At 59.0% G+C, this 20,060-nt stretch carries 17 protein-coding genes and 2 tRNA genes; 11 read left to right on the top strand and 8 right to left on the bottom strand.

The features are described 5' to 3' along the window. Nucleotides 1–8 precede the first annotated feature (8 nt). From BT119_RS18080 to BT119_RS18060, 5 genes are read left to right on the top strand one after another with little or no spacing between them, the layout of a single operon-like run. Nucleotides 9–842, top strand: coding sequence for a carbohydrate ABC transporter permease (locus BT119_RS18080; protein WP_003369336.1), 834 nt, complete (start codon nt 9–11; stop codon nt 840–842). Nucleotides 843–872: 30 nt separating this feature from the next. Then, nucleotides 873–1,979 carry an ABC transporter ATP-binding protein gene (locus BT119_RS18075; RefSeq protein ID WP_003434157.1) on the top strand — a complete coding sequence of 369 codons (1,107 nt, stop codon included), beginning with the start codon at nt 873–875 and terminating at the stop codon, nt 1,977–1,979. Between the two features lie 17 nt (nt 1,980–1,996). Then, a complete protein-coding gene (locus BT119_RS18070; protein ID WP_003434160.1) occupies nt 1,997–3,478 on the top strand; it encodes a mannitol dehydrogenase family protein in 1,482 nt (493 codons plus the stop codon). 10 nt (nt 3,479–3,488) lie between these two features. After that, a complete protein-coding gene (gene xylB, locus BT119_RS18065; protein ID WP_072366529.1) occupies nt 3,489–4,970 on the top strand; it encodes a xylulokinase in 1,482 nt (493 codons plus the stop codon). Between the two features lie 22 nt (nt 4,971–4,992). Next, nucleotides 4,993–5,931 (top strand): carbohydrate kinase family protein, encoded by a 939-nt coding sequence (locus BT119_RS18060; protein WP_003369326.1) that lies wholly within the window; start codon nt 4,993–4,995, stop codon nt 5,929–5,931. Between the two features lie 100 nt (nt 5,932–6,031). Here BT119_RS18060 and BT119_RS18055 read toward each other — a convergent pair whose 3' ends face one another. Further along, nucleotides 6,032–6,586: a hypothetical protein gene (locus tag BT119_RS18055; RefSeq protein WP_003369324.1), complete on the bottom strand. Its 555-nt coding sequence runs from the start codon at nt 6,584–6,586 to the stop codon at nt 6,032–6,034. A gap of 167 nt (nt 6,587–6,753) precedes the next feature. Beyond that, nucleotides 6,754–9,645, bottom strand: a complete 2,892-nt coding sequence (locus BT119_RS18050) for a bifunctional diguanylate cyclase/phosphodiesterase (protein WP_371857182.1) — start codon at nt 9,643–9,645, stop codon at nt 6,754–6,756. A gap of 248 nt (nt 9,646–9,893) precedes the next feature. Here BT119_RS18050 and BT119_RS18045 point away from each other — a divergent pair, with 248 nt between their 5' ends. The 3 genes from BT119_RS18045 (at nt 9,894) to BT119_RS18035 (ending at nt 12,824) form a co-directional block, all read left to right on the top strand. Further along, a complete protein-coding gene (locus tag BT119_RS18045) occupies nt 9,894–10,970 on the top strand; it encodes an NAD(P)-dependent alcohol dehydrogenase (protein WP_003434168.1) in 1,077 nt (358 codons plus the stop codon). A gap of 304 nt (nt 10,971–11,274) precedes the next feature. Next, nucleotides 11,275–11,673, top strand: a complete 399-nt coding sequence (locus BT119_RS18040) for an NUDIX hydrolase (protein WP_003369317.1) — start codon at nt 11,275–11,277, stop codon at nt 11,671–11,673. An 89-nt stretch (nt 11,674–11,762) separates the two neighbouring features. After that, a complete protein-coding gene (locus BT119_RS18035; protein WP_003434169.1) occupies nt 11,763–12,824 on the top strand; it encodes an SDR family oxidoreductase in 1,062 nt (353 codons plus the stop codon). 135 nt (nt 12,825–12,959) lie between these two features. Here BT119_RS18035 and BT119_RS18030 read toward each other — a convergent pair. Both BT119_RS18030 and BT119_RS18020 read right to left on the bottom strand, forming a co-directional pair. Then, nucleotides 12,960–13,036, bottom strand: a tRNA-Val gene (locus BT119_RS18030). Nucleotides 13,037–13,696: 660 nt separating this feature from the next. After that, a tRNA-Val gene (locus tag BT119_RS18020) sits at nt 13,697–13,773 on the bottom strand. Between the two features lie 182 nt (nt 13,774–13,955). Here BT119_RS18020 and BT119_RS18015 point away from each other — a divergent pair. Continuing rightward, nucleotides 13,956–15,239: an NAD(P)/FAD-dependent oxidoreductase gene (locus BT119_RS18015; protein WP_003369311.1), complete on the top strand. Its 1,284-nt coding sequence runs from the start codon at nt 13,956–13,958 to the stop codon at nt 15,237–15,239. A 59-nt stretch (nt 15,240–15,298) separates the two neighbouring features. Here the strand turns inward: BT119_RS18015 and BT119_RS18010 are convergent, their stop codons facing one another. Beyond that, entirely contained in the window at nt 15,299–15,994 is a 696-nt protein-coding gene (locus tag BT119_RS18010) for a hypothetical protein (protein WP_003434171.1), read from the bottom strand. A 220-nt stretch (nt 15,995–16,214) separates the two neighbouring features. Between BT119_RS18010 and BT119_RS18005 the strand changes: the two genes are divergently transcribed. After that, the gene (locus tag BT119_RS18005) at nt 16,215–16,397 is read left to right on the top strand and encodes a hypothetical protein (protein ID WP_044309624.1); all 183 of its coding nucleotides are present in this window, start codon (nt 16,215–16,217) and stop codon (nt 16,395–16,397) included. Between the two features lie 120 nt (nt 16,398–16,517). Here BT119_RS18005 and BT119_RS18000 read toward each other — a convergent pair whose 3' ends face one another. Together BT119_RS18000 and BT119_RS17995 are read right to left on the bottom strand one after the other, a co-directional pair. Next, nucleotides 16,518–17,276 carry a TerC family protein gene (locus BT119_RS18000; RefSeq protein ID WP_003369306.1) on the bottom strand — a complete coding sequence of 253 codons (759 nt, stop codon included), beginning with the start codon at nt 17,274–17,276 and terminating at the stop codon, nt 16,518–16,520. Nucleotides 17,277–17,310: 34 nt separating this feature from the next. Further along, on the bottom strand, nt 17,311–17,553 hold the full coding sequence (locus tag BT119_RS17995) for a hypothetical protein (RefSeq protein ID WP_003369303.1): 243 nt from the start codon (nt 17,551–17,553) through the stop codon (nt 17,311–17,313). 131 nt (nt 17,554–17,684) lie between these two features. On the opposite strand from BT119_RS17995, the gene nhaR reads away from it, so the two are divergent. Beyond that, nucleotides 17,685–18,587 (top strand): transcriptional activator NhaR, encoded by a 903-nt coding sequence (nhaR, locus tag BT119_RS17990; protein ID WP_003369301.1) that lies wholly within the window; start codon nt 17,685–17,687, stop codon nt 18,585–18,587. On the opposite strand, the gene BT119_RS17985 is transcribed toward nhaR, so the two are convergent. Then, nucleotides 18,584–19,738 (bottom strand): MFS transporter, encoded by a 1,155-nt coding sequence (locus BT119_RS17985; RefSeq protein WP_003434173.1) that lies wholly within the window; start codon nt 19,736–19,738, stop codon nt 18,584–18,586. The genes nhaR and BT119_RS17985 overlap by 4 nt on opposite strands. Nucleotides 19,739–20,060 lie beyond the last annotated feature (322 nt).

The following is a 20,060-nucleotide window of genomic DNA, read 5'->3' as shown; positions in this document are numbered from 1 at the left end:
ACCTTGCCATGATGACCCTCAAACAATCACGCCGTCTGCAAAGCCTGCTGCTCGGGGCCCTGTCCTGGATCATCGCTGCGCTGGTGTTCTTTCCGATCTTCTGGATGGTCCTGACCAGCTTCAAGACCGAGATCGATGCGTTCGCGACACCGCCACAGCTGTTCTTCACCCCGACGCTGGAAAACTACCTGCATATTCAGGAGCGCAGCGATTACTTCCATTTTGCCTGGAACTCGGTGCTGATTTCCTTCAGCGCGACGGTACTGGCGATGCTGATCGCGATTCCTGCGGCATATTCCATGGCGTTTTTCGAGACCAAGCGCACCAAAGGCACGCTACTGTGGATGCTGTCTACCAAGATGCTGCCGCCGGTGGGCGTGCTGATGCCGATCTATCTGCTGGCCAAGACCTTTGGCCTGCTGGATTCGCGTCTGGCACTGATCATCATCTATACGCTGATCAACCTGCCGATCGTGGTCTGGATGATTTACACCTACTTCAAGGATATCCCCGGCGAGATCCTCGAGGCCTCGCGGCTGGACGGGGCCAGCACCCGCCAGGAAATCTTTCGCGTGCTGATGCCGATCTGCAAGGGCGGCCTGGCGTCCACCGCGTTGCTGTCGCTGATCCTGTGCTGGAACGAAGCGTTCTGGTCGCTGAACCTCACCTCGTCCGCCGCGGCCCCGTTGACTGCCTTGATCGCTTCCTACTCCAGCCCCGAAGGGTTGTTCTGGGCCAAGCTGTCAGCGGTCTCGACCCTGGCCTGTGCGCCCATTCTGATTTTCGGCTGGATCAGTCAAAAACAACTGGTTCGCGGCCTGTCGTTCGGCGCTGTCAAATAGCCCGGCCCAAAGAACAAGAAGGAGTCCAACATGGCTAATCTGAGCATCCGCAATCTGCAAAAAGGCTTTGACGGTCACCAGATCATCAAGGGCATCGACCTGGACGTGAAAGACCGCGAGTTCGTGGTCTTCGTCGGGCCTTCGGGCTGCGGCAAATCCACCCTGCTGCGGCTGATCGCCGGGCTCGAGGAAGTGACATCGGGAACCATCGAGCTCGATGGCAGGGACATCACTCAGGTGACCCCGGCCAAGCGTGACCTGGCCATGGTGTTCCAGACCTATGCGCTGTATCCGCACATGACCGTCGGCAAGAACCTGTCGTTTGCGCTGGACCTGGCGGGCGGTGACAAGGCCGAGATCAAGAAGAAGGTCGATGAAGCCGCACGTATTCTGGAGCTCGGACCACTGCTGGAGCGCAAGCCCAAGCAGCTGTCCGGCGGACAACGTCAGCGTGTCGCGATTGGCCGGGCCATTGTGCGCAACCCGAAGATTTTCCTGTTCGACGAGCCGCTGTCCAACCTCGACGCCGCGCTGCGCGTGCAGACCCGCCTGGAGTTGTCGCGCCTGCATAAAGAGTTGCAGGCCACCATGATCTACGTGACGCATGATCAGGTGGAAGCCATGACCCTGGCCGACAAGGTTGTCGTCCTCAATGGCGGCAAGGTCGAGCAGGTCGGCTCGCCGCTCGAGTTGTATCACCACCCGGCCAACCTGTTCGTTGCCGGCTTCCTCGGCACGCCGAAAATGGGCTTCCTCAAGGGCAGGATCAGCCGGGCGGACAGCAGCAGTTGCGAAGTCGAGCTGGATGCCGGAACGCGTATCAGCCTGCCAGTCAATGGCGCAGGACAAAGCGTTGGCGCCGCTGTGACGCTGGGCATCCGCCCGGAACACCTGAACCTTGCCCAGAGTGAGGATTGCCAGTTGCAGGTGATTGCCGATGTCAGCGAACGTCTTGGCAGCGACACGTACTGTCACGTGCGCACCCGTTCGGGCGAGGCGCTGACCATGCGTATTCGTGGTGATCTGGCCAGCCAGTACGGCGAAACGCTGAACCTGCATCTCGACAGTGCCCACTGCCACCTGTTCGACGCTCAAGGTCTGGTGATTGCCAAAGCCTTGCAGACTGCCGCCGCCTGAGTTCCGGAGAGCCCCTCATGAAACTGAACAAAAACAATCTGTCCCGACTGGACGCCGACATTGCCCTGCCCGCCTACACCGTCGACAGCACTCGCCAGGGCATTGCCCATATCGGCGTCGGCGGCTTCCATCGTGCGCATCAGGCGTTTTACACCGATGCGCTGATGAACAGCGGCGAAGGCTTCGAGTGGAGCATCTGCGGCGTGGGCCTGCGTCCTGAAGACAAGGCCGTGCGCGACGCTCTGGCACAACAGGACTACCTGTACACGCTGTATGAACTGGGTGACACACCCGATACCCAAACCCGCATCATTGCCTCGATCAGCGGCATGCTGCTGGCCGATGACAGTCCGCAGGCGCTGATCGACAAGCTTGCCAGCCCGGACATCCGCATCGTCTCGCTGACCATCACCGAAGGCGGTTACTGCATTGACGACAGCAACGGTCAGTTCATGGCCCATCTGCCGCAGATCCAGCACGACCTGGCGAATCCGGATCAGCCAAAGACGGTATTCGGCTTCCTCTGCGCCGCGCTGGCGCGGCGCCGGGCGCAAAGCACGCCGGCCTTTACCCTGATGTCCTGCGATAACCTGCCACACAACGGCGCAGTGACACGCAAGGCATTGCTGGCATTTGCCACGTTGCGCGATGCCGAGCTGCACGACTGGATCAAGGCAAACGTCAGCTTTCCCAACGCGATGGTCGACCGTATCACACCGATGACCAGCGCAGCCCACCGTCTGCAACTGGCAGACGATAAACACATCGACGACGCCTGGCCGGTGGTCTGCGAACCGTTCGTGCAGTGGGTGCTGGAAGACAAGTTCGTCAATGGTCGCCCGGCATGGGAGAAAGTCGGCGTGCAATTCACCGATGACGTGACGCCCTATGAAGAGATGAAAATCAAACTGCTCAACGGCAGTCATCTGGCACTGACCTACCTGGGCTTCCTCAAAGGTTATCGTTTTGTACACGAAACCATGAATGACCCGCTGTTCGTGAGCTATATCCGCGCCTACATGGACCTCGACGTCACCCCGCAACTGGCGTCGGTGCCAGGCATCGACCTGGAAGGTTACAAAGACACCCTGATCGAGCGTTTTTCCAACCAGGCGATTGCCGACCAGCTGGAACGGGTCTGCTCGGACGGTTCGTCGAAATTTCCCAAGTTCACCATTCCGACGATCAATCGTCTGATCGTCGATCAGGGCAATCTCGAGCGTGCCTCACTGGTAGTCGCCGCATGGGCGCTGTACCTGAAGGGTGTTGACGAGAACGGCACAACCTACAGGATTCCTGACCCGCGTGCCGAGTTCTGCCAGGCGCTGGTGGCTGATGACGCGCTCATTGCCGAGCGCTTGTTGGCGGTGGAAGAAATATTTGGCTCGGCCATTCCGAAATCCGCAGCCTTCGTGGCGGCTTTCGAGCAGAACCTCAATGATCTGCGCACGCTGGGTGTGAGTGGCACACTGGAAAAACTTTTGACCGCCAGGGCCTGAGGGACTTCCCATGTTTCTTGGAATCGATTGCGGGACCCAGGGCACCAAGGTGTTGGTGCTCGATACCGAAAGCGGCAACGTGCTGGGTGAAGGCTCGGCGCCGCACAGCCTGATCAGCGACCATAACGGCCGCCGTGAACAGGACGTGCAGCAATGGCTGGACGCGCTGCAAAAGGCGACCCGCGAGGCATTGGCAGCGTCGGGCGTTTCCGGACAGCAGATCCAGGGCATCGGTGTGTCAGGCCAGCAACACGGCCTGGTGCTGCTCGATGCCCACGGCGAGGTACTGCGCCCGGCCAAGCTGTGGTGTGACACCGAGTCGGCACCGGAAAACCAGCGCCTGCTGGACGACCTGGGAGGCGCGCAGGGGTCGCTGCAACGCCTTGGCCTGGTCATCGCCCCAGGCTATACCGTGTCCAAACTGTTGTGGACCAAGGAGCAGTTCCCGCAGCTGTTCGAGCGGATCGACAAAGTGTTGCTGCCCCACGACTACCTCAACTATTGGCTGACCGGTCGCTGCTGCACCGAGTTTGGCGACGCGTCGGGCACCGGCTACTTCAACGTGCGCACTCGCGAGTGGGACCTGCCATTGCTTGCGCGCATCGACCCGAGCGGCCGGTTGGGCAAGGCACTTCCGCAGCTGTTGCAAGCCCACGAACCGGTCGGCGTGCTGCGTCCTGAAGTTGCCCGATTGCTGAGCCTGAACCCTGACGCTCTGGTGTCCAGTGGTGGCGGCGACAACATGATGGGCGCGATTGGCACGGGCAATATCCAGCCGGGGCTGATCACCATGAGCCTCGGCTCTTCCGGTACGGTGTATGCCTATGCCGATGAGGCACGGGTCAGCGAGCATGAATCGGTCGCGACCTTCTGCTCATCCTCCGGCGGCTGGTTGCCGCTGATCTGCACGATGAACCTGACCAACGCGACGACCGCCATTCGCGAGCTGTTCGCCCTCGACATCGCCGGCTTCAACCAAGCGGTCACCCAGGCGCCGATCGGTGCCGAAGGCGTACTGATGCTGCCCTTTCTGAATGGCGAACGCGTGCCCGCCCTGCCCGACGCTACCGGCAGCATCGTCGGGCTGGACAGCACCAATCTGAACCAGGCCAACCTGTCCCGCGCGGTGGTCGAAGGCACCACCTTCGGCCTTCGCTACGGTCTCGATCTGCTGCGCGACAGCGGTATCAAAAGCGAGAAGATCCGCCTGATCGGCGGAGGCTCGAAAAGTGCCGTGTGGCGGCAGATCGTAGCTGACATCATGAACACCCCGGTGATCTGCACCGACCACTCGGAAGCCGCTGCGCTGGGCGCTGCCATTCAGGCGGCCTGGTGCTGGTCGCACGCCAACGGCAAGGTTCAGGACCTGCAGCAACTGTGCGAACGCTGCGTAAGTCTCGATCAAAGCAGTGAGACGCACCCCGTGGTGCATAATGTGGCCGCCTATCAGCAGGTCTATCAGCGTTATCAGGCGCAACTGCGCAAGGTTTGAACCGTTTTTTCATGGAGCACTTATGTTTCTGGTTTGTGGCGAAGCACTGTTCGACATTTTCACCCGCGCTGATGACAGCGGTTCCCTGAACAGATTGGGGTTTGATGCGATTGCCGGTGGCTCTCCGTTCAACGTTGCGATCGGCCTGCGCCGCCTGGGTGTGGAAGCGAGCTTCCTGGCCGGGCTGTCCACCGATTACCTGGGCCGTCGGCTGCGTGCCGTGCTGGAAAAGGAAACCGTGAATACCGATCACCTGATCGAATTCGACGCACCCACTACACTGGCCATGGTCGCCGTGGGCAGCGATGGATCGCCAACTTACAGCTTTCGAGGCGATGGCTGCGCGGACCGCCAGTTGCGCCTGGAACACCTGCCGCAACTCGACGGGCAGGTACGCGGCATTCACGTCGGCTCGTTTTCACTGGTGGTGCAGCCGATTGCCGACACGCTGCTGGCGCTGGTAGCCCGTGAAAGCAGCACCCGCCTGATCTCGCTGGACCCCAATGTGCGCCTCAACCCGGCACCGGACATTCAGCGCTGGCGCAGCCAGGTCGCAGCATTCGCCGAGCATGCGCACCTGATCAAGGTCAGCGACGAAGACCTGCACCTGTTGTACCCGGACAGCGACCCACAAAAGATTGCCGAAGGCTGGCTCGGCAAGCGTACACAACTGGTCATCGTCACCCGCGGCACGCAAGGCGCCAGCGTCTTCACCCGTCAGCACGGCACCTGGTCGGTGCCGGCAAAAACCGTGGCCACCGCCGATACCGTCGGGGCCGGGGATACTTTTCAGGCCGCGCTGCTGACCTTCCTCAGTGAACGCCAGCTCGATACGCCGCAAGGCTTGTCAACGCTGTCACGGGAAACACTGGACGAGATGCTGAATTTTGCCGTCGGCGCGGCCGCGCTGACCTGCACAAAGGTCGGGCCGGATTTGCCGTACAGGCATCAATTGGGGTGAGAGGGCTTGAATACTACCTCCATACACCCGCATCAACTGCGGTGTATGGAGGTAGTCTTCGCTTGTTCACGAAAAGGTCATCAAAGTCGCCGAACAAACATCAGGCCACCATACCGGCCTTGATACCTCTGATGCGGGTGTTGATGTCATCCGCAACGTCGTTCTGCTTGTCCTTGAGCGCGTCCTGAACCTTCTGGTCAATGGCCAGTTGGTCCTGAGGTGCCATGGCGTCATAGTCTTTCTGGGTGATGCCCGTCAGCTTTTCGCGCACTTTCTCTTCGGCTGTCTGCTTCAGAGAGTCCATGAATTTCTGTTGTACCGAATCCGTCGATGCCGTGTCAGTGGTGCTGGTGGTACCAGCCACTGAACCGATGACACCATTGTCACGGTCAGCCGTCTTTTCCGACAGTGACGTATCACCGGCGGATTTCAGGTTGATCATCATCCGTGCAAAGGATTCGTTGTAACCACTGTTGTCCTGCTTGCTGTCCTGCGATGTCGAACTGCTGGTCTGCGCGGTAACCGGTGCCGAACCTGATGTCAGGCCAGCGGCAGCGACCGAGCTGAAGGCGTCCTGGGACACCTCGTCTACGGTCTTGCGCCCGACGACAGCTCGGGAAACAAGCTGCTCAAGCGCACTCGTGCCAATAATCATCTCTCACCTCCTGATGAACCTGTTGCGCAGGTTCAACAGCAAGTCCAGTGCCAACTGCCCTACAAATAATTAACCTGTTGATTTTAAAGATTAAATAAAAACAGGGCATACAGATCGCGTCAAAAAACGGATGCATCCGGCCGCCTGCGGCAAGCATTGGCCGAGCTTCAGCCTGCCGCACGGCCGGTGTTGATATTCAATAGCTCAATCGGCAGCGGCTCGGAAAAGTAGTAGCCCTGCGCCTGTGTGGCGCCAATCTCACGCAGCAGCTCAAGGGTTTCACGGTCCTCGACCCCTTCGGCAACCACGGTCAGATCAAGGGATTCGGCCATGCGCACGATGGCACGCACAATCGCGCGGCTGCGTACACTGGAAGCCAGGCCGAAGATAAACGACTTGTCGATTTTCAATCCGCTGAAATGGTACTGGTGCACGTAGCTGAGCGAAGAGAAGCCCGCGCCGAAATCGTCGAGCATGACCGACATGCCGTGCTCGGCCAGAAGCTTCATTGACAGGCGTGCCTGCTCGGGATCGGCCACCAGTGCGCCTTCGGTGAGCTCCAGGCACAGACGCTCGGGCGCAACATTGTGTTCGGCAAGCATCGCCAGCACTTCCGCCGCGAATGCCGGACGGGTGATGCTGTAACTCGAACAGTTCACATGCACGGGTGGCCAATGACCGTTTTCGGGTTGCGCCAGAATGGCAACCACACGCTTGAGCATGTAAAAGTCCAGACGGCCAATCAGACGCAGCCCCTCTAGCGCAGGTAGAAAGCTCTCTGGCCCGACGACTCGCCCATCCGGCATGCACCAGCGGATCAGCGCCTCGAACGCCAGCAACTTTCCGCTATTGACGCAAATCACCGGCTGAAAATAGGGAATCAACTGATCCGTACGTTTCAGCGCCGTGCGCAAGGCGCCCTCCTGCTCGACCTGATCCGATACCTCGCGACGCAACGCCTGATTGAACACCGCGAAGCTGTCCCGGCCGCCATTCTTGACCCGGTACATGGCGGTATCGGCATCGCGCAGCAGGTCAGCCGGCTCCTGATGGAAGCGGCTGTCGGCGCCCACCACACCGATACTGCAGGAAGAAAAAACCGTGTGATCATCGATCACGAACGGCTGCTCGAACGCCGTCAGTATTCGCTGGGCAATCTCCGTGCCGGTCTGCAACGGCGTGTCGATGCTCAACACGGCGAACTCGTCACCGCCCAGCCGCGCCAACAGGTCCTTTTCGCGCATGCAACTGCGCAAACGCTCGGCGGCCTGCACCAGAAGGATGTCGCCGCAGTGATGGCCAAGGCTGTCATTGATCATCTTGAAGCGATCCAGATCGATGAACATGACGATCAGTTGCTGGCCATCGCGGCAGAAGTCCTGCCAGGCATGCCTCAGGCGATATTGCAAATGGCTGCGATTGGGCAGCCCGGTCAGCGAGTCGTGGGAGTTTTCGTGCTGCAGTCTGGCGTTGGCCCGATCCAGCTCACGGGTCCTGTCTCGAACCCTGGCTTCAAGCAAAACATTGGCGGTATGGATCGCGTCTGCCGCGCTGCGCCGGGACAGTGCCGTATCGATGTGACGAGAAACAAAGGTGAGCAGTTCCTGATCGCGCAAGGTATAGCTGACGTCCTTGGAATAACTCTGCACCACCAGCACGCCGCGAACCTGTCCGCCGTCGAACAGCGGAATGCCCAGCCATGAAGAACAACGACCGGATTGTCGCTGGACCTCGATCTCGCCAAGGCTTTCCAGCCTGCGGGCTTCATCGTAATCGATCAGGCACGGTCGCCGCTGGCCTATCACATACTCGGTAAACCCTCGCTGCCCGCGTCGTGAACGCGGCGGCGTGGGCTTGAACTCGTCAATGTAATACGGAAAGGTCACTTCGCCCGTCGCGCTGTCGTAAAGCGCGATGTAGAAATTGAGCGCCACCAGCAGCTCGCCGACGATCATGTGCAGGCTGCGGAAAAGCTCGTTCATGTCGCCGGGCTGACTGGAAAGCTCGGCAATCTGGAACAGGGCACTCTGCAGATGCTCGGCACGCTCGCGATCCCTGACTTCCTGACGCAACGCGTCATTGGCTGCAGAAAGTTGTTGCGTGCGCAGGGCTACCACCTGTTCCAGGTCAGTTCGGCGCAACTGCCGGTCCAGTGCCATCGCCACATGGCGCGACACGACGGCGAACAATGCACGATCCTGGGCACTGTAGACACGAGACACATCGTAAACCTGCATCGCGACCATGCCGAAGACTTCATCCGATGCATTTTTCAAGGGCGCGCCCATCCAGAACTCGGGCAGACGTCCGACGCAGTAAAAGCGGTTCTCGGCTTTGGCCAGTTCGATGCAGGCGGCATCGAGAAACAAAGGCTGCCCGCTGCTCAAGACATACCCGGTCAGCGACATCCGGTCAGCGTCGATAAACTCGAACGTCTCGTGAGCCATCGCTTCGTCATCGAAACGGTCAATGTAATAAGGGTACGTGATCTTGCCGCTTTGCCGGTCATACAGCGCAACGTAGAAGTTCTCGGCATCGATCAGCGCCCCCAATTGCTCATGAATGCCTTGCAGAAAAGCGCCGCGGTCCAGCGTGGAGCTGGCCAGCAGGCTGATTTCATACAGAACCCGCTGAGTGTTCTGCGCGCGGATCAACGCGGCGGTCTGCAACAGCGAGCCCAGTCTGGCGGCCAGATCCACCAGCAGGGGGTGGTCTTTGTCGGCCATCGGTGCCAACACCCAGCCCAGCACGCCCTCGCCCTGCCCTGCGACCCGGCAATGCAGCTGCAATTGAGCGCAATACGCTTCGAAGTCTTCAGCCGCGATGTGTACTGGCCAGACAACGGTGTTGTCGCCCTGTCCGAGCAGGCATTTCAGTTCGCCAGCGGCGTATGCAGCCCAGGCAATATCCGCTGTCTGCTCGCGTGCGGCGCTGATGAGTGCTTCGATAGACGCGTGACAGGAGAATCGGTCGCGGTTGGCTGCCGAGGCGCTGCCGGGAGTACGTGAGGTGCACGCTACGCTTGGGCAAAGGCCCGTGGCCAGAAGTGAGACTTTCATGGAAACACCCAGATGCATGAGCCGACGGCGGTCATCCTTAAAATAATGACCAGAGATTACAAGCGTGTCAGGCATTGTTGCAAAGTTCATACCTTTTTGGCAGACCCTTGTATTCCCCTATGACGCTTGTGTGACGCAGGGCACTACACGGCTCCCTCATGTGTCAGATTCAGGTGCATTGCCGCGCAGCGAGGCTCGGCTATGCTGTCGTACGGCGTTACATTTATTCAATTGAACAGGTGACAGTAATGGTCAAGACGTACAGCTACGCAGCGCAATCTGCCCAAGACATACTCAAACCCCATCAATTCGAACGTCGCTCGCCCGGCGCTGACGATGTTCAGATCGACATCCTTTACTGCGGCGTGTGCCACTCGGACCTGCACACTGCGCGCAATGAGTGGCACAACACACTCTATCCTTCTGTTCCGGGTCACGAAATCGTCGGTCGGGTCACGGCGGTCGGCTCCGACGTCAAGCAATTCAAGGTCGGCGACCTGGCTGGCGTCGGCTGCATGGTCGACAGCTGCCAGCAATGTACATCGTGCGCCGAGGGTGACGAGCAATATTGCGAGAGCGGCTTCACCGGCACCTACAATGGCCCGGTATTTGGCGGCGAGAACACATTCGGCGGCTACTCCGACAAGATCGTGGTCAAGGAAAAGTTCGTCTTGCGCATCTCTCATGATGCCAACCTGGCCGCCGTAGCGCCGCTGTTGTGCGCGGGTATCACCACCTATTCCCCCTTGCGCCACTGGAAGGTCGGCCCGGGCAAGAAAGTCGGCATTGTCGGGCTTGGCGGTCTCGGCCACATGGGCGTCAAGATTGCCCACGCCATGGGCGCACATGTTGTGCTGTTCACGACCTCCCCCAACAAGCGAGAAGATGGCTTGCGCCTGGGCGCCGACGAAGTAGTCGTATCCAAAGACGCGGCACAGATGGCCGCTCAGGCCAACAGCCTGGACTTTATCCTCAACACGGTCGCAGCGCCGCATGATCTGGACGCCTTTCTGTCTCTTCTCAAGCGCGACGGCACCATGACACTGGTCGGCGCGCCGGCAGAACCGCATCCGTCACCAGCGGTGTTCAACCTGATCTTCAAACGTCGCAGCCTGGCTGGCTCGTTGATCGGAGGCATTCAGGAAACCCAGGAAATGCTGGATTTCTGCGCCGAGCACGGCATCGTTTCCGACATCGAAATGATCAACATGCAGGACATCAACGAGGCTTATGAGCGGATGCTAAAGGGCGACGTCAAGTATCGCTTTGTCATCGACATGGACAGCCTCAAGCAGGAAGCGGCTGCCGACTCGAACGCTGCCTGACGTGCAGCCAACAGCCAGGGAAGGCTGAGCGCACGGACATGCCGTACGTCGCCCCCGGTGAACCGAACGCGGCTAACCGCCCACTGATGTCCATACTCTAATGCAGCAAACGGGTTGCAGACCTCGGCAACCCGCCTGCTGTGCGTCTCGCTCTGGCTGTTTCACGCTAAGACCTGAGCGGCGCACCCGCCAAAATGAACTATTTATTACATTTTGGTGACTACCACTGACTGTCTTTGAGTCTCAAGTTCACGCAGTCCTTGCAGATACTCATGTCAACGGACGTTTAACAGGTGAACGGATTATGAAACAACGCGCGACAGTCATCTGCAAACGTGACGGCCAGGTCCTTTACGTGCGCAAACCGAAATCCCGCTGGGCATTGCCCGGCGGCAGGATTGAAGCGGGTGAAACGCCCTTCCAGGCCGCAGTGCGTGAACTGTGCGAGGAAACCGGGCTTGCCGACCTTGATCTTCTGTACCTCGATGTGTACGAGAAGGATCAAGTGGCCCACTACGTTTTTACCGCTCAGGTTCCAGCCTCCAGCGAGCCATCGCCGCAGAACGAAATTGCCGCCTGCAAATGGCTTGCGCCGCAGAAACTTGACGACCTGAAAGCCAGCAGTGCGACCAAAACCATCGTCAAGTCATATGCCAACGAGTCCGAAGACGTTTCCGGTGCACGGAGCCACGTGACGGGGTAATCGGGACAATCGGGTTGAACGGTATGGCCTGATTCTGTTCTGAGACAGCAGACGGTTCATTACTTTCTTCCCCGTCTCAGGAGACCCCTATGACTCAGACCGCCCTGGTTGTTGGCGCAAGTGGCATTGTCGGCAGCGCAATCACGCAGTTGTTACTGGAAAACGATTGGCAGGTTGCCGCCCTCTCCCGTAGCCCGTCAGCGCGGCCCGGCGTGATCCCGGTTGCTGCAGACCTGCAGAACCCGGAGTCCGTACGTGTGGCTCTGGCTGATTTAAAGCCCACCCACGTTTTCATCACGACATGGTCGCGTCAGGCCACTGAAGCAGAAAACATCCGAGTCAATGCCGCGATGGTGCGTAACGTGCTGGACGCTGTGCGGCCCGCTGGCAGTGTCAAGCATGTCGCGCTGGTGACCGGCCTCAAGCATTACCTCGGCCCGTTTGAAGCGTATGGCAAAGGCACCCTGCCGCAAACGCCGTTCAGGGAATCGCAGGCGCGCCTCGATATCGAGAACTTTTACTACGCTCAGGAAGACGAAGTCTTCGCTGCCGCAGAGAAGGATGGCTTTACCTGGAGCGTCCATCGTCCGCACACCGTGACCGGTGTCGCCGTCGGCAACGCGATGAACATGGCGACGACTCTGGCCGTTTACGCCTCGATCTGTAAAGCCACGGGCCGACCTTTCGTGTTCCCGGGCTCACGTGTGCAGTGGGACAGCCTGACCGACATGACCGATGCGCGGCAGCTGGCCCGCCAGCAACTGTGGGCCGCGACCACACCTGCAGCGGCCAATCAGGCGTTCAACATCACCAACGGCGATGTGTTCCGCTGGAGCTGGATGTGGGGACAGATCGCCGAATACTTCGGCTTGCAGCCAGCCGATTTCCCGAGCGAGCCAGCCCCGCTGGAAACGCAGATGGCCAACGATCAAGCAATCTGGGATGACATTGTTCGCGAGCATCAGCTCAAGGAAAGTGACATCAACCGCCTGATTTCGCCATGGCACAGCGATGCCGATCTCGGCCGTCCGATTGAAGTAGTCACTGACATGTCGAAGAGCCGCAAACTGGGCTTCACGGCATTTCAGGCCAGTGACGATGCGTTCTTCGACGTGTTTGAAAAGCTGCGTCGTGACCGCCTGATTCCCTGAAGCTGCTCACGCTCTCGTGCCAATGCTCGCATTGGCACGAGAGCTGGCACTTTCTACGGGTAACGCAAGCACAACAAAAAAGGGCCAACCTTTCGGTTGACCCTTTTTTTACCGCCCAGCAGAGCGGATTTTGTTTGGTAGGCGCGATTGGACTCGAACCAACGACCCCCACCATGTCAAGGTGGTGCTCTAACCAACTGAGCTACGTGCCTGCTGTGGGTCGGCATTCTACGGATATTCGATTGCCTGTCAAACGCTTTTTTGCAGTAACTCTCTGAATACGTGAATTTTTTAAGGCTCCTGCCAGTGATCACGCGACATCGGATTCCTTTCGCCTTACCGGCACGCTGATCGTGCGGCCTTCTTGTGTTCACCCACCTTTTGAAACCTTACCTAGCATATTTACCAGTATCACTCATCATCCAGCCCTAATAACGCTTGCTAGTGTCATAGGCGTCGACCTATGCATCACTCAGGAGAAAAAATCATGGACGATGACGTGGCCGCACTGGTGGTTGATAACGGATCAGGCCCGGTTCAGAGCGACAATGAAAGCAACGCTGCCTCCGAAGACGGGCCCGCTATCACGAATCGCTATGCAAGGCTGAGAAGTGACGGGATCGTCATTATGATTCAAGACATCCTGGGCCCGCCCCCGACGCCGGACTGGAAACTATGCAAGGTAGATACAAAGCCAGCCAGAGACTCGCCGAGCGGGTCGGATTTGAGTACGAAGGCACGCTTAGACAGGATCGCATGAGCATTCAGGGAGGACTGCGCAACACGCGCGTTTACTCGATCATTGGCAACACAAAAAAGGGCCAGCCTCTCGGCTGACCCTTTTGACACCGCCCAGCAGAGCGGATTTTGTCTGGTAGGCGCGATTGGACTCGAACCAACGACCCCCACCATGTCAAGGTGGTGCTCTAACCAACTGAGCTACGTGCCTGCTGTGGGTCGGCATTCTACGGATATGCGAATACCTGTCAATCTGTTTTTTTGCTAACCCTATGAAATACAGCGTTTTTTGCCAAACTACAGGCAACGACTCTTTTCGCCTGCTGCTGGCAGAGCTTTTATATCTCGGGTACGATTGCCGCCATCGTCAAGAATATTAAACGGAGTCTCAGGATGGCAAACACGCCCTACCCGCAGTCCTTCTATGCGGCTTCAGCCAATGCTGCCCCGGAACGTCCCGCGCTGCAGGGCGAAGTCGAAACTGACGTGTGTGTCATCGGAGCCGGTTACACAGGCTTGTCCAGCGCGCTGTTCCTGCTGGAAAACGGATTTCGGGTCACGGTGCTGGAAGCGGCCAAGGTCGGCTTCGGCGCATCAGGGCGTAATGGCGGGCAGATCGTCAACAGCTACAGCCGCGACATCGATGTCATCGAGCGAACCGTGGGGCCACGCCAGGCGCAGTTGCTCGGGCAGATGGCCTTCGAAGGCGCATCCATCATTCGCGATAGGGTTTCCCGTTACGGCATTCAGTGCGACCTGAAAGATGGTGGTGTATTCGCAGCGCTGACCAGCAAGCAACTGGCGCATCTCGAAGCCCAGCAGCGGCTCTGGGAGCGGTATGGGCACACCGGCCTCGAGTTGATGGACAAGCGCCGGATCAATGAAGTCGTGGCTTGTGATCAGTACATCGGCGGGTTGCTGGATATGACCGGTGGACATATTCATCCCCTCAACCTGGCGCTGGGTGAAGCGGCGGCCGTTGAAACACTGGGTGGCACGATCTACGAGCAATCAGCGGCCATTCGTATCGAGCGCGGGGCAAACCCTGTGGTGCATACGGCGCAAGGCAGGGTCCGGGCCAAGTTCATTATCGTGGCCGGCAATGCCTACCTGGGCAATCTGGTCCCGGAGCTGGCGGCCAAGTCGATGCCGTGCGGCACTCAGGTCATCACCACCGAGCCGTTGAGCGATGAACTGGCCAAGACACTTCTGCCGCAGGATTACTGCGTCGAAGACTGTAATTACCTGCTGGATTACTACCGCCTCAGCGCCGACAAGCGCCTGATCTTTGGCGGCGGCGTGGTGTACGGTGCCAGAGATCCTGCCAATATCGAAGCCATCATCCGGCCGAAAATGCTCAAGGCGTTCCCGCAGCTCAAGAACGTGAAGATCGACTACGCGTGGACCGGCAACTTCCTGCTGACCCTGTCTCGTCTGCCCCAGGTCGGACGACTGGGCGACAACATCTATTACTCGCAGGGCTGCAGCGGACACGGTGTGACCTACACCCACCTGGCCGGCAAGGTACTGGCCGAGGCGCTACGCGGTCAGGCAGAGCGCTTCGATGCGTTCGCCGACCTGCCCCACTACCCGTTCCCCGGCGGACAGCTGCTGCGCACCCCGCTGACCGCGCTGGGCGCATGGTATTACAGCCTGCGTGACCGACTCGGTTTCTAGATTTGCTGAACGTAAAACGGCACCTTCTCGGTGCCGTTTTTGTTCCTGCCGCGTTGATTTCATTTAACGCCGCGTGCCAGCGTTCTTTTCGCCTCGCCCGCCGCCTGCTCCTGTCCTGATGTCGATAACGCTTCGGCCGCCTGCAGCCAGCGCTGCGCATCGACATTGGCCGGCAACTGCCGGGGCGACTGAATCAGTACCGCCCAACTGCCCGCGTCCTTCCAGGCCGACGCGAAGCTGCTGAAACTCATTGAATAGCGACGATCCATGCCTGCGTTGAGCAGCACGGTCTCCTTGATGCGGTTATAGCCGATCAACACCGCATAACGCGGCCCTTTCCACAGCGCAGAGCCCTGGGCAAAACGCAGCATGACCGGATAACCCGCCGAGACCTGAGTCAGCAGGTCCTGTAATTGGCCATCAAGCGGGTAAACCATGAACCCGTATTCACGCGCGACTTTCTGCATGTTCTGTTCGAGCCGGTCCTCGGCACCCGGCAGTTGCAGCGGCTTGTCGAGCAAACCGGGCGTTGTCTGCACCTGCTGGTTGGCCAGCATGCTAGCCAGCACCATCGGGCCGCTTTGATAGGCATTACCCCGAAAGAACGGAATCGACGTCAGCTCGACCCGGTCCGGAAGGCGTTTCATCTCCGGCGTAACCATCGACGAACAACCAGCAAGGCCCGTCAGCAAGGCCGCAATCAACCATGAACGCAGTGCACCGGCAGTACCGGTATTGAAAGAAACCGACAGCATGTTCACCCACTTCAACTGTTATCGGGCAACCCGCGACCCGACCTGAGCACCGATGATAGAGCCGACCGGGTTCCGGGTATAGCCGCGCGCAGCACCCCGGTCAGCGGAATGGCGAAAATAATTCATAGCCCGATGCCACTGGTCAATTAACCGAAACATGCCCCGTACTAGACTGTCAGTTATCAAGACCGCAACAAAAAGCAGGAATGTGGAGGCACTTATGAGCCTGGAATTGACAATCGTGATGCTGATCGCCTCGTGGCTTGCCGTTGCCAGTGCGATGCTGTGGGGGGTGATGCGCGTATCCCGTCGCCATCACCAGCCACGCAGCGTCGAGTCGCGCGTGGCAAAGCGGCCAGTCCTTGCAAAACATCTCAAGGCTCCCGCTGTAGCAGCCAACTGACTTACAAGGGCGTGAGCAGCGTTTAGCTGATCTGCCCTCATCAGCGTATTTGCCAGCACCTTGAACGCGAAAGGTCGACCCTGTTGCCAGGGCCGACCTTTTTTACAGTTTCGCCAGCTATCAGTGCGTGGACACCTGAGTAGCGGCTTTCTTGCGTCTTGCCCTGCGTACCAGCATGTTCAAGGCTTCAACGGCTGCCGAGAAGGCCATGGCCGCATAGATATAACCCTTGGGCACATGGGCGCCGAAACCTTCGGCGATCAGCGTCATACCGATCATGATCAGGAAGCCCAGGGCCAGCATGACCACCGTCGGGTTGTCGTTGATGAACTTGGCCAGCGGGTTGGCGGCGACAAGCATCACCACGACAGCAGAGATGACCGCGATGACCATGATCGGCAGGTGCTCGGTCATACCCACGGCAGTGATGATACTGTCGATGGAGAACACCAGGTCCAGCATCAGGATCTGCACGATAGCCGCGCTCATGCTCAGCGCCACCACCGAACCCAAGGCTTTCTCTTCCTCGGTCTTGACGTCCATGCTGTGGTGAATTTCCGTCGTTGCCTTCCAGACCAGGAACAGACCACCGGCAATCAGGATCATGTCTTTCCATGAGAACGCCTGACCAAATACCTCGAAGACCGGCTCTGTCAGCTGCACGATGTACGCAACGGTACTGAGCAGGCCCAGACGCATCACCAGCGCCATGCCGATACCCAGCTTGCGAGCCTTCTCGCGCTGATGTTCAGGCAGCTTGTTAGTGAGAATCGAGATGAAAATCAGGTTATCGATGCCCAGTACAACTTCCATCACCACCAGTGTCGCCAGTGCGATCCAGGCTGCCGGACTTGTTGCGAGTTCCAATAGGTATTCCATAGATCACTGCCCTGCCTGCGCCAATAGTTATAAGTCAGATTTCTTTATCAGACGTGTTTTCGGTTTCAGCCGAGTTTGGTGGTGGCTCCTGCAACGAAAGTTCCTGCCTGGCCTCGTCCAGTGCCTGGGTCGCGGCTTTATGGGTGTCATCGACCACCTGTTTTGCACTGTCGGCGGCGGCGTTCACCACCTGCTTGGTGGAAGACTCTAGCTGATCGCATCCCGCCACTACCAGCAGCGAACCGCTCAGTAATACAGCGTAAAGGGCTTTGTTCATGGGCTCCTCGGTCGGTGAAGCCGGGCGGCCTGTTCAGCCCGGCATTGGAGCGAATTCTAGACATCTTGAAACATAAGGAAAATTCGATTTTATAAGGCATATACTTCGGTTTTACCGAATCGGCAGAAAATATGCTCAATTACCGCCAGCTTCACTACTTCTGGGTCGTGGCCAAGACCGGCAGCATCGTGCGCGCCTGTGAACAGTTGAATCTGACCGCGCAGACCGTCAGCGGGCAGATCAGTCTGCTGGAGGCGTCACTGGGGGTCGATCTGTTTCAGCGCGTCGGTCGGCAACTGGAAATGACCGAAGCAGGTCGCCTCGCCCTGCCCTACGCCGAACAAATGTTTCAGTTGGGCAATGACCTGGAAAACCTGCTGCGTTCGCAACCGGATGAACAGCAATTGCTGTTGCGCATTGGGGTGGCCGACGTCGTGCCCAAGTCCATTGTCTACCGCCTGATCGCACCGACCATGACGCTGGAAGAGTCAATCCGCATCACCTGTCGCGAGGACAAGCTGGAACGACTGCTGGCAGACCTGGCCATTCAGCGTCTCGACCTGGTGATTTCCGATAGCCCCATGCCGCCGCATCTGGACATCAAGGGGTATAGCCAGAAGCTGGGCGAATGCGGGGTCAGTTTTTTCGCCACGCGTGAAATGGCGGAGCGTATCGGGACGGATTTTCCACAGTGCATGCATGGCGCACCGCTGCTGATTCCAGGCCAGGAAACCGTGGTTCGAGGCCGACTGATGCGCTGGTTTGCCGAACAGAGCATTCAGCCGCGCATCATTGGCGAATTCGATGACAGCGCGCTGATGAAGGCGTTCGGCAAATCCGGCAGCGGCGTGTTCGTGGCGCCCAGCGTGATCGCCGACGAAGTGCAGAACCAGTATGGCGTACAAGTGGTTGGCCACACTGACGCGGTGACCGAATCGTTCTACGCCATTACCGTGGAGCGCAAGGTCAGGCACCCCGGCGTTGTCGCCATCGCCGAAAGTGCTCGGAACCAGCTGTTTACCGATGCAGGCTAAGCCGGGAGCGGCCCTGGATCACGCTTGATCAACAACAGCGCCAGCACAATCGCCAGCACAATGATGCCCGCAGCGGCAAAACCGACGTTGCCCAGCCCCAGGTGATCAATGACCCTGCCGCCGATCAACGCGCCGATACCAATGCCAAGGTTGGCGCCGGCGATGTTCAGTGATGCCGCGAATGCAGGTGCTTGTGGCGCGGCCTTGATCAGCCGCACATGACTGACCAGAAACAAGGCCGCCTGGGTAATGCCCCAAACGGCAAGCGCGAGTGGCAAGGCCACCACCGAATGAATGCTCGGCACCACCGCGACCATGCCGACGACCATGAAAGCGCAGAACACCAGGCTGGCAATCAACGGATGGCGGTCGACCATGCGCCCGCCCAGCGAGTTGCCCAGCAAGCCGACAGCACCAAAGCCCATCAGACACCAGCCCACCAGAGCGCCGTCGAAACCGGCAAGACGCTCGAGCATGTCCGCCAGGTAGGTATAGGCCGTGAACATGCCGCTGAACACCAGCACCGAGAGCAGCACGTGCCCCTGCATCATCCGGCTGCGCAAGATGCCGAACTGTTCAAGGATCGAGACCGGGTTCGGCCGGGCAACCGTTTTCGGCAGATAGACCGTCAACAACAGTGCCTTGGCGAACGCCAGACCGGCCAGCACCAGAAAGGCCGTGCGCCAGCCGAACGCGTCGGAGATCAGGGTACCGATGGGGATGCCGAACACCGTGGCGCAAACGATGCCGAAACCGATCCTGGCAATCGCCCGCCCAGCAAACTGCGGACCGACAATGTCCACGGCGGTCTCGCTGGCCAGCGCCCAGAACACCGGCAAGCCCAACGCGGGAATCAGCCGGGCGATACCCATCACGGCGATATTGGGCGCCAGCGCCGCCAGCACATTTGCAAAGCCGAACAGTACCAGGATGCTGACAAACAGGCGCTTGCGCTCGAAGCGCGAAAAGTAGGCGGTCAGAAAGGGACCAAAGGCGGCGACGGTGAACGCGAACAACGTCACCAGCAGCCCGGCCTGCGAGACCGTGACATTCAGGTCGCGGGCAACGGCTGGCAAAAGGCCAACGATAACGAATTCTGTAGTCAGCACGGTGAACCCGGCGGCTGACAACAGAAGGATGGGCAACAACATGAATACTCCAGAACAACATCAATACAGCCCGCTGCAACAGCGCGGCCTGCGGGAGGACAATTAAAGCGGCTTGAAGATGAGTGTCACGCCAATGCTGCGCATTGGCGTGCATTTCGTGAGGCTCTGCGTCGAAACTTCTCAATCCGGCAAGGCAGTGACTAAACAGTGCATCCTGTAAGAGCCGAAGCTCACGCCAAAGCTCCGTGAAAGCGTAACGAACTGCACCCATACGCTGAGCACGCGTCGGTGTAAACCAGCCCGTTTTTGATTCTGGCCGAGGGCCGTGGGAGCGGGCCTGCTCGCGAAGAGGCCGGTACAGCCC

Origin of the sequence: Pseudomonas sp. NFACC10-1, from assembly GCF_900119195.1 — a bacterium.
Taxonomy (GTDB): domain Bacteria; phylum Pseudomonadota; class Gammaproteobacteria; order Pseudomonadales; family Pseudomonadaceae; genus Aquipseudomonas; species Aquipseudomonas cerasi.
Note: the sequence above shows the minus strand (reverse complement) of the source record. Positions and strands in the feature narration are given on the sequence as shown.